Below are 13,136 nucleotides of genomic sequence, written 5' to 3' on the forward strand. Positions count from 1 at the left end.
TAAATCGTTTTGGCCTTCCGACGAGTTCGGTCGCGGCGACCTACCGGTACCGACCGCGGGATTCGACCTCTCGCAACCGGGCGATGACCTCCTCGGAGCCGACGGCTTCGTAGCCCGCTTCGAGCGCGTCGATGAGGGGCTCGGCGTCGTCGGCGGTCCCCTCGACGCTCTGGGCGAACACGTGGAGGTCCATCGCGTGGTCCTCGACGTGGCCCGTGTGGAAGCCGAGACCGAAGTCGATGAGGTACACGCGCCGTTCGCCGCCCGGTCCGGTCCCGACTCGGATGTTCCGCGTCGTCGGGTCGCCGTGGACGATACCCGCCTCGTGGAGGCGCGCGAGATACTCGCCGACGATGCGGACGGCCTCGGGGTCGAGTCGCTCCGCGAGGTCCGCGTCGCCGACTCGCTGGAACGCGATGACGCCGTCGACGGGGTCCACGTCGCGGACGACGGGCGTCCGGACGCCGGCGCGCCGGGCGTCGCTCGTCAGCCGCGACTCGGCTTTCGTCCGCTCGCGGCGGAGTTTGTCGTCCAGTTCCGGGTGGCGGTACGTCTTCGGGACGCGCCGCTTGACGACCTCGTCCGCGCCGATGTCGACGGTCGCTTCGGCCCCGCGAATCGCGCCGTCGTCGGTGTAGGCGCGCGCGACCGACTCGTCCGCGCCACGCCACGTCACTTCGACCTGGTCGGGACGGAAGTTCGGGTCCACGGTCGATTTCTCGACCGTGAGCGTGTCGCCCGCGGCGAGCATCCGCGCGCCGAGCACGGCTATCATGCCGGCGTTGTCGCGGAGGAACCGCGGTTCGGGCGCGTGGAACTTCGCGCCGCGCTGGTCGCACATCTCGGCGAGCATCTCGCGCAGGCGGGCGTTCTGGCCCACGCCGCCGCCGAGGACGAGTTCGTCTGTCCCCGTCAGCGACAGGGCGCGCTCGGCCACCTCGGTGAGCATGGCGAAGATGGTCTCCTGCAGGCCGGCGCAGATGTCTGGCACGGGCGTGCCCGCGTCCGCCTCGTCCTTCGCGGCGCTCATGATGCCTGAAAACGAGAAGTCCATCCCCTTGACGACGTACGGCAGTTCGACGTAGTCGCCGCCCTTCGCGGCCTCTTCGACTTTCGGGCCGCCGGGGTGGGTCCAGCCGACGTGACGGGTGAACTTGTCGATGGCGTTGCCGACGCCGGTGTCCATCGTCTCGCCGAGGACGCGGTAGCGGCCGTTGTGGTAGCCCAGCAGGTGGGCGTTCGCGCCCGAGGCGTTCAGACAGACCGGCGAGTCGAAGCCGGACTGGTAGCGGCCGATTTCGAGGTGCGCGACCATGTGGTTGACGCCGAGTAGCGGTACGTCGAGCGTCTGTGCGACCGAGCGCGCCGCAGTGCCGACGATGCGGAGACACGGGCCGAGCCCGGGTCCGCGGGAGAACGCGACGCCGTCGACGACGGGGCCGTCGCCGTCGTGTCGCTCCGCGGCGTGCGCGAGCGCGGTCTCGACGACCTCGGGGATGGCGGTTCCCATGTGCTCTGCGGCCTCTCGCGGGTGGATGCCGCCGCTGTCGGGCTGGTACGGGTCAGATTCGATGAAGACGTGGTCGGCCGCGGGGTCCGGCGTCCGCCCGGTTCCGGAGCGGAGCGCGTCGGGGTCGTCGGTCTCGAAAACCGCGGCGCTCGCGGCCCACGCTGTACCTTCGATTCCGAGAATGCGCATCGAGTGTGAAGAAACGGCGGTTCGAAGCCGGGACTACGCCTCTTCGGCTTCGACTTCGGCGTCGGTGATCTTGTTGCGCTCGAGCATGTGCTCCTGCTCGACGTCGCGCGCGAATTCGGGGCTCTCGTAGACCTTCGCGTAGCCCGCGGTCTTGCGCATGCCGAACTTCGTGTCGAGTTCGTGGACGACGACCTCGTCGGAGTCCTTGTTCAGCTTGGCCGCGAGCGAGTCGCGAACCGACAGACGCGAGGGCGTCGCTTCCTCGTGGACGATCTCGAATCGAACGTCCGTCCGGTGCAACATGGGGTTCTCCTCCTCGGAGATGATTTCGATATCCATGGTTCAGTTACCAGTAATTCCCCCCGAAGCAAGTAAAAGGATTTCGAAGGGACGAGCGCGCCCGCGTCTCAGGCGTCGATGGGCGCGACCACGGCGTCGAAGTCGCCGTCGAACTGCGCGAGGAGGTCCCGCATCTCGGTCTTGGCCGCGTCGGTGACGGTCACGCGGACCATTCCCTCGTCGGGCTGGCCGTAGACGACGGTCGAGCCGACGGGCGCGGCGAGCACCGCCGGGAGTGTGGCGAGGTCCTCTTCGCCCTCGACGAGGAGCGTCGTCGGCTCGTCGGCGTCGAGCGCGGCCACGAGCGCGGCCACGAGGTCGACGGAGACGGTTCCCGGTTCGTTTTCGACCTCGACGAGACGGCCGGTCTCGACCGCGCGGCGAATCTCCTCGCCGACGGCCTCGCGCTTCGTCTTGCCGTCGACGACTGCCACGTCCGGCGGGCGACCGGCGCGGCGGAGGTGGAAGGTGACGACGTCGCCGACGGCGACGAGCGGCGCGCCCGCGTCCTCGCTGGATGCGTCTGCGAGGAGGTCGTCGGCCTCGGTGTACACCGGGCCGAACGGCTCTTTGAACGCCGCTCGAAGCGCCGTCGGCAGGGTGAGCATCCTCAGCGGACCTTCAGCGCGTAGCCGCCGGGCTCGGTGACGTTCATCTCGGTGGCGATTTCGCTGTCTTCGGGGTGGGTGATGACGACGTAACCCGCCCAGTCCTCGGTGAGACTGCTCGACCCGCAGTTCTCGCACGTCTGTTTGTCCGGGTCGTTGACGAAGTGGCACTCGCGGCAGGCGAGACGGGGCTTCGCCATCAGTTACCCTCCGCCGAAGCCTCGCTCTGCTGGCGCTTCGATTCGAGCCAGCCGTGCTTGCCGAGCCCCGGCTGTTTGGCCGTGAGGCCGATCTTCGAGTCGCGCGGGTTGCGCTCGTCGATGCTCTTGGTGACGATGCGTGCGCGAACCTCGTCGTCGACGGCGAGCGTCTGGTTGGACTCGGTCGACGCGAGCTGTTGGTTCTCGCCGTCGTAGGCGAGGTATTCGTCGGATATCTGCGAGACGTGGAGCAGCCCGTCGACCGGCCCGATGCCGACGAAGGCACCGAACTCGACGACTTCGACCACGATGCCGTCGACGACCTCCTGCATGTCGGGGTCGTAGGTGATGGCGTCGAAGTCGGCCTCGTAGTAGACGCCGGGGCGGCTGGGCAGCACGGTGCCCTCGCCGATGTCGTTGACGTTCACGACGCTCACGACGCTCCCCACGTCCTCGTCCATCCGTCCTTCCAACTTGTCCTGCAACAGTCGCTTGACCCGCTCGGGCGTCACGTCGCCCAGGTGTCGGGGTGGGACTTCGACTGTATCTTTGAGTCGTACCCGTTTGTACATAGTTTCGTTAAGGTTCCGTGATTGCCAGCGTGGCGTGCCCCCGGATGCCGACGACGGGAATCCCGCAGTCGAGCACCCGGTCACGGAGGGGCTTGTCGTTCGTGACGACGTAGTCGACCTCGCCCGATTCGGCGAGTTCGACGACCGCGTCGTCGGCGTACGATTCCTCGGTTTCGACCGCCCGGCACCGGGTCGCCAGGTCCGCGCCCACGCTCGCCGCGACGCCTTCGGTCCCGCTGCCCGTCGAGAGCTTCTCCAGCTCGTCGAGGACGGCTGTGGGGACCACGAGGTCCGCGTCGGCCGCGAGCAGCCGGTCGAGTTCGTCGAACACGCGAACGTCGAGCTCGACCGGCATCATGAGCGCGTTCGTGTCCATGACGACTACGGTGGCGGTCACGTCACTTGAGCGTCCCGATACCGATGAGCCGCCAGCGGGCGCCCACGCGGCGGTTGATGGCTATCTTCGCGCCTTCGGCGGCACAGACGGGGCGCTTGAGCGAGACTTCCGCCTCGCCGCTTCGCGCGCTCGTCACCGCGCCGACGGTCGTCGCGGTGCCGACGGTGAGCATCAGGGGCTCGCCGGTGGATATCTCGTCGATACCCTCGTCTTCCTCGCCGCCGACGACGCGGTCGAGCAGTTCGACGTCCATGGTGAACTGCTCGCGTGTCGGCGGGAGCGTGCCGGGCTCGCCGGCGACCTGTCCCGCGAGCGCGTCGCCCTTCGTGAAGCTCGGGTCGAGACCGGTCCCGACGCCGCAGAGACCACCGGGCTGGACTTCGTCGACCATGTTGCCGCCCGCCTGTAGCGAGCGGACCTCGGTCGTGATGGAGCGCCATTCGGTCTGGCCCTCCTCGTCGACCTCGCGGCCGGGGCGAAGTTCGAGTTCGTCGCCCTCCTCGAGCTTGCCGGCGACGACGCTGCCGCCGATGACACCGCCCATGAGTCCATCCCAGGTCGTCCCCGGGCGGTTGATGTCGAAGCTGCGCGCGACGAACATCCGGCTGTCTTCGGTCTCGTCGCGGTCGGGCGTCGGAATCTCCTCCTCGATGGCCTCGATGAGGAGGTCGAGGTTGACCTCCTGCTGGGCGCTGATGGGGACGATGGGCGCGTCTTCGGCCACCGTTCCCTTCACGAACTCCTTGATCTGTTCGTAGTTGTCGAGGGCGCGCTCGCGGTCGACGAGGTCGACCTTGTTCTGCGCGATGACGATGTTCTCGATACCGATGATATCGAGCGCCATCAGGTGCTCTGCTGTCTGGGCCTGCGGCACGTCCTCGGTCGCGCTCACGAGCAGGATGGCGCCGTCCATGATGGCGGCACCAGAGAGCATGGTCGCCATGAGCGTTTCGTGGCCGGGCGCGTCGACGAACGAGACGGTGCGGCGCACTTCGGTCTCTTCGCCGTCTTCTGTCTCCTCTTCGACCGTGTAACACTCCGGCGCGTCAACGCCGGGAATCTGACGGAACGTCGCGTCGGCGTACCCGAGTCGGATGGAGATTCCGCGCTTCATCTCCTCCGAGTGCTGGTCCGTCCACGAGCCGGACAACGCTTGAACGAGCGTCGTCTTTCCGTGGTCGACGTGACCGACGAGTCCGATGTTCACCTCCGGTTGTTGTGGGTTTTTCGTCACCATTGACCTCCTGAGAGTAATCTTGCGTGAACTTGGCTCCGAACGACTGATAAAGGTGCTGTTCTCGGACCGGGGCTGCTGTGGCTACGTCGGGCGGTCACACACCGCGCGCGGCGATTCAGCGGCGTCTCCCGCTCCCGGCGCTGCTTCGGAAAATGGTTCGTCGTGCCCCCCAGCACGACGGTTCGTAGACCGATTCGAGTAACCCCTCGAACGGCTATCGGCTCCGGAATCCGTCGGTTATTCGACGCCCTTGACGAGCGAGCGAAGCTCGTCTCGGTAGGCGTCCGGCGTGAGTCCGAGGTCGATGTCGACCGAGACCTCGATGGCCTCGGTCGGCTCCTTGGTCACGCTGAGTTCGATGTTCTCGCCGGGGTGTGCGCCACCCGCGACGAGAATCGCCCCGTCGTGCTCCCAGACGGCCAGCATCCCGCTGACGTCGAACTCCTGTCCTTCGATTGTGAACTCCTTTTCGTCCGTGAACGGGAACGTAATCGTATCGAAGGAAATCGTCGCCCCGTAGTCGGTAACGCGCGCCGAATCGCCGGTATCGACCGTCGTCGACCGCGTGTCGGTCTGTTCGATGTCCGTGACGCCAACGTCCGATAACTGCGTCTCGTAGTGTTTCCGCGCGTGCTTCTCGACCAAGTCGACGACCGTTCCGCGGACCGTCTCCGGGAGGTTCGACAGGCTCGGGTCGAGCGTCACGCGCGTCGCGAAGAACAGCGAGAACTGCCCCTCGGCCTGCCCGAGCGTCTTCTCTTTCAGCGTCTCGGAGAGGTCCGTGTCTTCGTACACGACCGTCTCGAACGCCGCGGAGACGCTCGCCGGGCCGACCGACCGCTCGAACGCCGGGTCGAGAGAGTGTCCCCCGATGTACTCCCAGCCGCCGGCTTCGAGCGCCCCCTTCGGAACCTTCGGCGGTGCCCGCGCGGCGCTCGCGGTCGTTCCGGAACTACAGCCGGCGAGACCGGCGAGCCCCGCGCTGGCCGCGATACCGAGGTACGTTCTCCGTCTGATACTGTGGGTTGCGTTGTCTTCCCCCTTCATCGGTCAGTACTGCCTCGCTCTGTTTCAAATAGGTATCTCCCCGAAAATCAAATGCGAGAACATAGACACGACGGGTCGACCGCTCTGAGAGCGAGCTTTTTGCCGCTCCATCCCCGACCGTACCACGTGCCCGCTCCGGTGTCGTCGCCCTCGGAGTTCGCCTTCGAACTGGCGCTCTGCGCCCAGCTCGAACAGACGACAGACTGGCTGCCCGCGCGCCAACTCGGCGCGTCGGTCGCCTCGCCCGGGAGCCGCATCATCGACGTGTGCGCCGTCGTTCCGGGCCCGGAATTCGACGAACGCGCCCGCATCACCGACCGCGCGATTCCCGCGGCGGCCATCGAGAGCGACGTGGGGGCCGGAAGCGCCGTCTTCTGGCGCGACGGCTTCGACTGCCACCCCGGCCGCGCCCGCCGCGCCACCGACCGCGCCGTCGAGGTCGGCTTCTTCGAGTCCGAGCGCCGCCGGAGCAGGGAGTACGTCCGCCGCGCCGCCCGCTATCCCGACGACTGGTTCTCCCGGCTCGTCGGCATCGAGAACAAACCCGACCTCGGCAGTCCCGGCGACCTGCTCCGACAGCTCCGCCTCGACGTGAGTCTCGCGGTCTTCGACGAGGTGATTCTCGCGACTGAGAGCTACGTCACCGGCGCGCACCTCAACCGCATCCCCGAGGAAGTCGGCGTCTGGCGCTTCGACCCCGACACCGGCGACCGGGAGGTGGTCCGCGAGCCTCAGCCGCTCTCGCCCGGTTCGACCGGCGTCGAACCCGTCGAGTACCACTCGCTACACACCGACGTGGCGCTCGTCTCGCCCGCGGAAAAGCGAACCGCCCGCCTTCGACTTGCCGAGCGCGCCTACGGGAAGGGGTGGCGCGCCTACGACCTCCCCGCCTGCGCCCACGCCCGCGTCGACGCCGACGGCCGCCCGGTCTGCGCCCACTTCGACCGCGTGGTCGACCCCGGCTCCGAGTGCGGTGCCGACTGCTCGGCGTTCGAGGCGGCCGACCCGCCCGAACTTGACCGCGACGGCCTCCGCGAGTCGCGGACGGGCTGGGTCGTCGACCCGGCCGGCGCGGTTCGCAGACAGTCGGGACTCGACCGGTACTTCTGACTCGGCCGGTCTCTCGCCGGGTCGCTACTCGTTCCGCTCGTCGGAGTAGTGCCAGCCGAGCGTGGCGACGACGCCGAAACCGACGACGAACACCGCACCTTCGACCCAGTTCGGCTCGCCGGACCACGAGGCCACGAGGAACCAGACGACACCGGCGACGACTGCCAGCGGCGTGCTGTATCGGAGCGCCGCGAGGATATCGGTCACAACCGTCTCGACGCGCTCCGGTCGCAAAACCGCACCGCACCGGACCGCCGGACGGTCGGTTCGCTCCCGACTCTCACTCGGCGTCGGCCCGCCGCTCCATGTAGTTCCAGTAGGTGACGAGCCCGACGCCGATGACGATGATGAGGGCGAACTGCACGGCCGCCCCGAAGAAATCGAGGCGGCCCGTGTCGACGTACGTCAGGAGGAAGTTCGTTGCGGTCGCGACGACGCCGGCCAGTATGAGATATCTGAACGCCTTGTCTCCGACGATAGTTCGGAGCTTCACAGGTCGTACACCTCGCCGTCGACCGCCAGCGGCTCTTCGAACGCCTCGTCGGCGGGGTAGTAGTGCGCCACATGGACCAAGCGAGTCTCGTCGGCATTCAGTTCTTCGCCGAGCGCGATGGCTCCCTCGCGGGTCATGTGCTTCGTGCCGAAGGTCCGCGCGACCCCGTTTTCGTCGTAGTCGTCGCCGCCGATGGGGTGGTACTCGCAGACCGACGCGGGGACGATGGCCTCGGCGAGAAGCAGGTCGGGGTTCCGGAGCACGTCGCGGGACTCCTCGGGGATGGCGTAGGTAGAATCGCCGGATAGCGAGAGCTTCGCACCCGTCTCGGGGTCTTCGATGGCAACGCCGTAGCAGACCAGCGGCGGGTGGACGACCGGCACGAACGTCACGTCGAGGCCGCAGGCGCGGAACGACTCGAACGGCGTCTGGTCTTCGACCGAGATTCGGTCGAGGTAGGAGAACTTCGAGCGAATCGCGTCGGCGACGCTCTCGCCCGTGACCGGGTCGACCTCGTCGGCGGCGTGGACCGCGAGGTCGTCGAGGAGGCGGTAGACGTTCCCGAGGCCGTCGAGGTGGTCGAAGTGGATGTGGGTGACTAAGGCCTCGTCCGGCAGCGGCACGTCCTGCGTGAGAAACTGGTGGCGGAAGTCCGGGCTGAAGTCGACGAGGAGCGACTCGCCGGTCCGCTCGTTTTGGACGTGGACCGAAAAGCGCGTCCGCTCGATGCCTCGCTCGCGGGCCGCGAGGCAGGTCTCGCAGTCGCAGCCGACGGTGGGCGTGCCGGTCGTGTCGCCGGTCCCGAGGAGGGTCACGCGCATTGACTCAACCACGGGGGCGGCGAGGTATAAACGTGGCCGACCGCGGCGAGTCAGGACCGGTATATCTGCCGGAATTCGACCAGGGGGTGGAACGTCCCCGAGAGCGCCGCCGCTTCGAACTGGAAGCTCGCAGTAACCGTGCGCGGAACCGCCGAGACGAGCGCCTCGAATTCGACGGACGGCGTTCGCGTTTCACCGCTCCGATTCGGCCACACCTCGTAGCCGAGCATCACTCGCCTCGCCTCCCCGTCGTCGTATCCAATCCCCCGGCTGATGTCAGCTAACGACTCGACGCCGAGTCGCTCTCGCGCCGTCGCCATCGCCTCGGCTCCCGCGACGGTCCCGCCGACTCGCGTCACCCACGATGATGCCGGTTCCCGCTCGTATACCGGCTCTTTCGTCGTTCCCGACTCGTTCACGTGCTTGCGATAGCCGGTGCGTCGTCGAACCTCCGCAGCATCCGGATAGTAGTCGTACTTCGAGGACGCTCGGTAGTCGCGCGAGATTGTAATCGGGTCCCCAGCGGCGGGCGCAGGATTCGGCTCAGGTTCGGGAAGGGGCGTCGCGGTGGACGGGTCGAGGTCCGATGTACACCCGGAGAGCGCCGTGAGAACCCCGCCCGCCGCAATCGCCCGAACGAATCGGCGTCTGCTGGAGGGCATCGGCTCGCCGTTTGCGGCCCACTAGTAAATGCTTTGTCAGAAAGACGGCGTTACTGCGCCGCGCCGGCGTCTTTCTGCGTCTCGCCTTCGTGTTCGTCCGCGTGGCCGTCGTGGTCGTGGCTGTGGTCGTGACCGTCGTCGGACCCCGACCCCGCGACGAGTTCCGACGAGTCGGACATCATGTCGAGGTTCTTCAGGTTGTCGCGCTCTTCGAAGTCGGCGACGGCCTCGAGCAGGTCGTCCTGTGTGAGTTCCATCCGCTCTTCGGTGAGGGCTTCGAGGACGGCCTCGCGGAGGACGAGTCGGAGGTCGGAGCCGGTGAGGCCCTCCGTCACGTCGGCGATGGCCGAGGGGTCGAACTCGTCGATGTCCATCCGGTTCGTGATGACCCGGAGGATGTCGGCGCGCATCCCGCGGTCCGGCTTGGGGAAGTTGACGATTTCGTCGAAGCGCCGCCACGCCGCCGAGTCGAGCTGGTCGGGGTGGTTGGTCGCGCCGATGAGGATGACCTCGTCGCGAATCAGCGAGATGTCGTCGATGCTCTTGAGCAGCGTGTTGACCGCGCGCTTGAGCGCCGCGTGCTCGTCCGACCGGCGGGTCTTCGCCACCGAGTCGAACTCGTCGATAAAGAGGATACACGGCGACAGCCGCTTTGCGACCTCGAAGGTCTTTTCGACGTTCTTGGCCGTCTCGCCGAGGTACTGGCTCGTAATCATCGAGAGCTTCACCTCGACGAACGGGAGGCCGAGCTCGTGGGCGAGCGCCCGCGAGACGGTGGTCTTGCCGGTCCCCGGCGGGCCGACGAAGAGGATTTTCCCGATTTCGCGGAGGCCGATTTCCGCGAGGTACTCGCGGTGCTCGATGGCCTTCATCAGCTTGTGAATCTCGCCTTCCTGGTCCGTCGTGAGCACGAGGTCCTCGAGGGTCATCTCGATTTCCTCGGGCGCGCGGACCTGCACGAGGTCGAGCATCTCGGCGTCGTCCTCGTCGTCGAAGTACTCGTCCAGCAGGCTGTCTATCCACACGCGGTCGGCGTGAATCGGCCGGGTCTGTTCTCTGGCGTCCGCGTGGGTCACGTCCACGTCGTCCCGGTCCTCGACCGACTTCGCGACCGTCGGATTCGTCACGAGCCGGTCGTAGTCGGCTCGTTTGACGAACCACTCCAGCGCCATCTCGGGCTGCGTCAGAGAGAGGCGGCCGGAGAAGTCCTCGCGCTGGGTAAACATGAGGTCGGAAATCGCGTCCCAGGGGTGTTCCACGCCGGTCGCCTTCCGCGCGATGGACTCGGTCACGACGAGCGGTCGCTCGATGCCGCCCATCGACGAGTCGTCCTCGTCGCCGTCGTCCTCGGCGTCCGCCCAAAAGACGCGTCGATACCGCGGGGGAAGGTCGTTTTCGTCAAGCGTTCGGTCGTCGGTGTAGAGGTGGGCCGTCAGCAGAAACTCGACAACCTCGAGCGCCCGTTCACTCATCCTCCAGAAATTGCCCGGGGAGACGCATAAGAGCGTCGGAGCGCCGCCGCTGGTGCGCGCGACCGAACTTCCCCGATGACAAGGAACTCGGCGCGACTCCACCGTACAACGTTAATTTCAGAAAAATAATTCAAAAACATATCCGAAAATGGATTGATTACGCGATTATATTCCTTTTATATGCTTGTATATTGTCTCTTTCTTCAGAATAACCGGGTAAAATAACCTTTCTTAAACGATTAGGGTTTTATGGTTATCTTCCGCCACTGTGAGCCAAGATAGTGAAATGATATTCACGAATGGACCGAGATGCCCGCCCAAATGCGGTACATTCTCGACGAATAGCCGGTGGTGAACCGCGTGGCGAAACAAGTCCCGACGACCTGCATGCGCTGTGCCGTGGGCTGTGGACACGTCCACCTCGGCTCCGACACCTCGTACGGGCTGGACGCGGTTCGGGGGGACCCTTCACACCCAGTGAACAACGGGCTGGCCTGCGGTCGCGGCATCCGCGAATCGGCCGACCCCGACGGGTCGTGGCTCACGCGACCGCTCGTCAGGGAGAACGGGGAGCTCCGGCAGACCTCGTGGTCTGACGCGCTCGCGCGCGTCGGCGACGCCATCACCGACGCGATGGCCGACGACCCCGACGAGGTCGCCGTCCTCGGCAGCGGCCAACAGACGAACGAGGCCGCCTACGCCCTCGGGAAGCTCGCCCGCGGCGGTATCGGCACCCGAAACTACGACGCGAACACGACGCTCTGCATGGCGAGCGCGGTCAAGGCCTACTACCGCGCCTTCGGGAGCGACGCGCCGCCGCCGACCTACGACGACATCCCCGAGGCCGAGACGCACCTCGTCTGGGGGGCGAACCCGGCGGTCGCCCACCCGGTGATGTTCCGGTGGATTCGGCAGTCGGCCGACGACGGCGACCTCGTCGTGGTCGACCCCGTCGAGACGAAGACCGCGGCGGTCGCCGACGACCACGTCGCCATCGACCCCGGCGGCGACCTCGCGCTGGCGCAGGCGGTCCTCGGCCACCTCGTCGAGACCGACCGCGTGGACGACGCGTTCGTCGAGGGGTACACGGAGGGATTCGACCGCGTCGTCGACGAACTCTCCCCGGTCGAAGAGGCGGCGTCCGAGGCCGGCGTCTCGCTCGACGAAGTCGAGAAACTGGCGTCGCTCCTCGACGCCCCCACGCTCGTCTACTGGGGCATGGGCGTCAACCAGAGCGTCCGCGGCACCGCGACCGCCGGCGCGCTCGTGAACCTCTGTCTCGCCTCCGGGAACCTCGGCCCCGGCTCCGGCCCCTTTTCTCTCACCGGACAGGCGAACTCGATGGGCACTCGCGTCGTCTCCTCGAAGGGGACGTGGCCCGGCCACCGACCGTTCGAACACCCGGACCACCGCCGGACCGTCGCCGAGGCGTGGGGCGTGCCCGTCTCCCGCCTCCCGGACGACAACGGACCCGGTCCGGTCGGCATGTTCGAGTCGTCGCCGTCGGTCGTCTGGACCGTCGCCACCAACCCGCTCGCCGGGTTCCCGGACGCGACGGCCGCCCGCGAGGTCCTCGAAGACTCCTTCCTCGTCGTGCAGGACGCCTTCCGGTCCGAGACCGTCGAACTCGCCGACGTGGTGCTCCCCGCGGCGACGTGGGGCGAGTCCGAGGGGACCACGATGAACATGGAGCGGACGGTCTCGCGGGTCCGCCCGGCCACCGAGACGCCGCCGGGCGTCAGGCAGGACCTCGACATCATCGCCGACGTGGCCGCCCGCGTCTCGCCCGGACTGCTCCCGAGACCGTCGGTCTCGCCGAGCGACGTGTTCGACGAGTTCGCCGCCCTCACCGCGGGTACCGACGCCGACTGCTCGGGGCTCTCGTACACGCGACTCGACGGCGAGCGCGCCGTTCGCTGGCCCGCGCCGGACCCGACGAGCGAGGGCGGCTACCGCTACTACGACGACGCCGACGGGGAGGCGGACGACCCGACGTGGTCGTTCCCGACGCCGTCAGGCAAAGCGCAGTTCAGCGCGCTCTCGGGGTCGTCGCTCCCCGAACCCGCCGACGAGTCGTACCCGCTGACGCTTACGACCGGCCGCGAGGCCGACGGGTACAACACCGGGGTCCGCACGCGCAGCGACACGCCGGACGAGCCGGTCGCCCGCGCGCACCCCGACACAATCGACGCGCACCGCGACGCGGTCGCCGACCCCGAGGGCGACCGCCGAACCACCGTCGTCTCCCGTCGGGCGTCGGTCCCGGCGACGCTCGACCCCGACGACGCCGTCCCGCCGGGACTCGTCTGGCTCTCTATCCACCACCCGATGACTAACCGACTCACCAGCCCTGCGGTCGACCCGCAGTCGAACGAACCGAACTTCAAGCAGTGCGCCGTCCGCCTCGAACACCCCGAGACGACCGCGTCCACCGACCTCCTCGCGGCCGAGGTGAGCGACTGATGGCGCTCGTCGCCGC

Annotated in this window: 15 protein-coding genes; 2 read left to right on the forward strand and 13 right to left on the reverse strand. The window is 67.5% G+C overall.

The features are described from left to right. Positions 1-40: 40 nt before the first annotated feature. From C5B91_RS07795 to C5B91_RS07830, 8 genes are all read right to left on the reverse strand, one after another. Positions 41-1,699, reverse strand: coding sequence for a bifunctional N(6)-L-threonylcarbamoyladenine synthase/serine/threonine protein kinase (locus C5B91_RS07795; protein WP_049967415.1), 1,659 nt, complete (start codon positions 1,697-1,699; stop codon positions 41-43). A 33-nt stretch (positions 1,700-1,732) separates the two neighbouring features. Next, complete coding sequence (locus C5B91_RS07800; RefSeq protein WP_004976369.1) at positions 1,733-2,038, reverse strand: 30S ribosomal protein S24e; 306 nt, start codon at positions 2,036-2,038, stop codon at positions 1,733-1,735. 68 nt (positions 2,039-2,106) lie between these two features. Continuing rightward, positions 2,107-2,646, reverse strand: coding sequence for a GTP-dependent dephospho-CoA kinase family protein (locus C5B91_RS07805; RefSeq protein WP_008096497.1), 540 nt, complete (start codon positions 2,644-2,646; stop codon positions 2,107-2,109). Between the two features lie 2 nt (positions 2,647-2,648). Next, positions 2,649-2,846, reverse strand: a complete 198-nt coding sequence (spt4, locus tag C5B91_RS07810; protein WP_004041779.1) for a transcription elongation factor subunit Spt4 — start codon at positions 2,844-2,846, stop codon at positions 2,649-2,651. Then, positions 2,846-3,418, reverse strand: coding sequence for a DNA-directed RNA polymerase (locus tag C5B91_RS07815; protein ID WP_008096490.1), 573 nt, complete (start codon positions 3,416-3,418; stop codon positions 2,846-2,848). Before C5B91_RS07815 ends, spt4 begins: the two co-directional genes overlap by 1 nt. A gap of 7 nt (positions 3,419-3,425) precedes the next feature. After that, positions 3,426-3,794, reverse strand: coding sequence for a hypothetical protein (locus C5B91_RS07820; RefSeq protein WP_008096489.1), 369 nt, complete (start codon positions 3,792-3,794; stop codon positions 3,426-3,428). Positions 3,795-3,816: 22 nt separating this feature from the next. After that, positions 3,817-5,052, reverse strand: coding sequence for a translation initiation factor IF-2 subunit gamma (locus C5B91_RS07825; RefSeq protein WP_049913674.1), 1,236 nt, complete (start codon positions 5,050-5,052; stop codon positions 3,817-3,819). Between the two features lie 237 nt (positions 5,053-5,289). Beyond that, positions 5,290-6,099: a DUF6517 family protein gene (locus C5B91_RS07830; RefSeq protein WP_115819744.1), complete on the reverse strand. Its 810-nt coding sequence runs from the start codon at positions 6,097-6,099 to the stop codon at positions 5,290-5,292. A gap of 126 nt (positions 6,100-6,225) precedes the next feature. Between C5B91_RS07830 and C5B91_RS07835 the strand changes: the two genes are divergently transcribed. Further along, positions 6,226-7,209 carry a DUF5787 family protein gene (locus C5B91_RS07835; RefSeq protein ID WP_199514370.1) on the forward strand — a complete coding sequence of 328 codons (984 nt, stop codon included), beginning with the start codon at positions 6,226-6,228 and terminating at the stop codon, positions 7,207-7,209. 24 nt (positions 7,210-7,233) lie between these two features. On the opposite strand, the gene C5B91_RS07840 is transcribed toward C5B91_RS07835, so the two are convergent. The 5 genes from C5B91_RS07840 to C5B91_RS07860 all read right to left on the reverse strand — a co-directional run bounded on the left by C5B91_RS07840 (position 7,234) and on the right by C5B91_RS07860 (position 10,657). Further along, complete coding sequence (locus C5B91_RS07840) at positions 7,234-7,416, reverse strand: hypothetical protein (protein ID WP_233514253.1); 183 nt, start codon at positions 7,414-7,416, stop codon at positions 7,234-7,236. Positions 7,417-7,489: 73 nt separating this feature from the next. Further along, positions 7,490-7,702 carry a hypothetical protein gene (locus tag C5B91_RS07845; protein ID WP_115819742.1) on the reverse strand — a complete coding sequence of 71 codons (213 nt, stop codon included), beginning with the start codon at positions 7,700-7,702 and terminating at the stop codon, positions 7,490-7,492. Beyond that, positions 7,699-8,523 (reverse strand): MBL fold metallo-hydrolase, encoded by an 825-nt coding sequence (locus tag C5B91_RS07850; protein WP_049967418.1) that lies wholly within the window; start codon positions 8,521-8,523, stop codon positions 7,699-7,701. The genes C5B91_RS07845 and C5B91_RS07850 overlap by 4 nt, the downstream gene beginning before the upstream one ends. A 50-nt stretch (positions 8,524-8,573) precedes the next feature. Next, a complete protein-coding gene (locus C5B91_RS22630) occupies positions 8,574-9,185 on the reverse strand; it encodes a hypothetical protein (protein ID WP_233514252.1) in 612 nt (203 codons plus the stop codon). A gap of 50 nt (positions 9,186-9,235) precedes the next feature. After that, positions 9,236-10,657, reverse strand: a complete 1,422-nt coding sequence (locus C5B91_RS07860) for an ATP-binding protein (RefSeq protein WP_115819741.1) — start codon at positions 10,655-10,657, stop codon at positions 9,236-9,238. A 348-nt stretch (positions 10,658-11,005) separates the two neighbouring features. On the opposite strand from C5B91_RS07860, the gene nasA reads away from it, so the two are divergent. Continuing rightward, positions 11,006-13,120 carry an assimilatory nitrate reductase NasA gene (gene nasA / locus C5B91_RS07865; protein ID WP_008096478.1) on the forward strand — a complete coding sequence of 705 codons (2,115 nt, stop codon included), beginning with the start codon at positions 11,006-11,008 and terminating at the stop codon, positions 13,118-13,120. Positions 13,121-13,136: the final 16 nt, after the last annotated feature.

It is taken from the genome of Haloferax sp. Atlit-10N, assembly GCF_003586325.1.
Classification (GTDB): domain Archaea; phylum Halobacteriota; class Halobacteria; order Halobacteriales; family Haloferacaceae; genus Haloferax; species Haloferax prahovense.

Coding starts and splice junctions, on each gene's coding strand:
- C5B91_RS07815 (WP_008096490.1), bottom strand. CDS start 3,418: ATGTACAAACGGGTACGACTCAAAGATACAGTCGAAGTCCCACCCCGA.
- C5B91_RS07850 (WP_049967418.1), bottom strand. CDS start 8,523: ATGCGCGTGACCCTCCTCGGGACCGGCGACACGACCGGCACGCCCACC.
- C5B91_RS07805 (WP_008096497.1), bottom strand. CDS start 2,646: ATGCTCACCCTGCCGACGGCGCTTCGAGCGGCGTTCAAAGAGCCGTTC.
- C5B91_RS07825 (WP_049913674.1), bottom strand. CDS start 5,052: ATGGTGACGAAAAACCCACAACAACCGGAGGTGAACATCGGACTCGTC.
- C5B91_RS07820 (WP_008096489.1), bottom strand. CDS start 3,794: ATGGACACGAACGCGCTCATGATGCCGGTCGAGCTCGACGTTCGCGTG.
- spt4 (WP_004041779.1), bottom strand. CDS start 2,846: ATGGCGAAGCCCCGTCTCGCCTGCCGCGAGTGCCACTTCGTCAACGAC.
- C5B91_RS07830 (WP_115819744.1), bottom strand. CDS start 6,099: ATGAAGGGGGAAGACAACGCAACCCACAGTATCAGACGGAGAACGTAC.
- C5B91_RS07800 (WP_004976369.1), bottom strand. CDS start 2,038: ATGGATATCGAAATCATCTCCGAGGAGGAGAACCCCATGTTGCACCGG.
- C5B91_RS07860 (WP_115819741.1), bottom strand. CDS start 10,657: ATGAGTGAACGGGCGCTCGAGGTTGTCGAGTTTCTGCTGACGGCCCAC.
- C5B91_RS22630 (WP_233514252.1), bottom strand. CDS start 9,185: ATGCCCTCCAGCAGACGCCGATTCGTTCGGGCGATTGCGGCGGGCGGG.
- C5B91_RS07795 (WP_049967415.1), bottom strand. CDS start 1,699: ATGCGCATTCTCGGAATCGAAGGTACAGCGTGGGCCGCGAGCGCCGCG.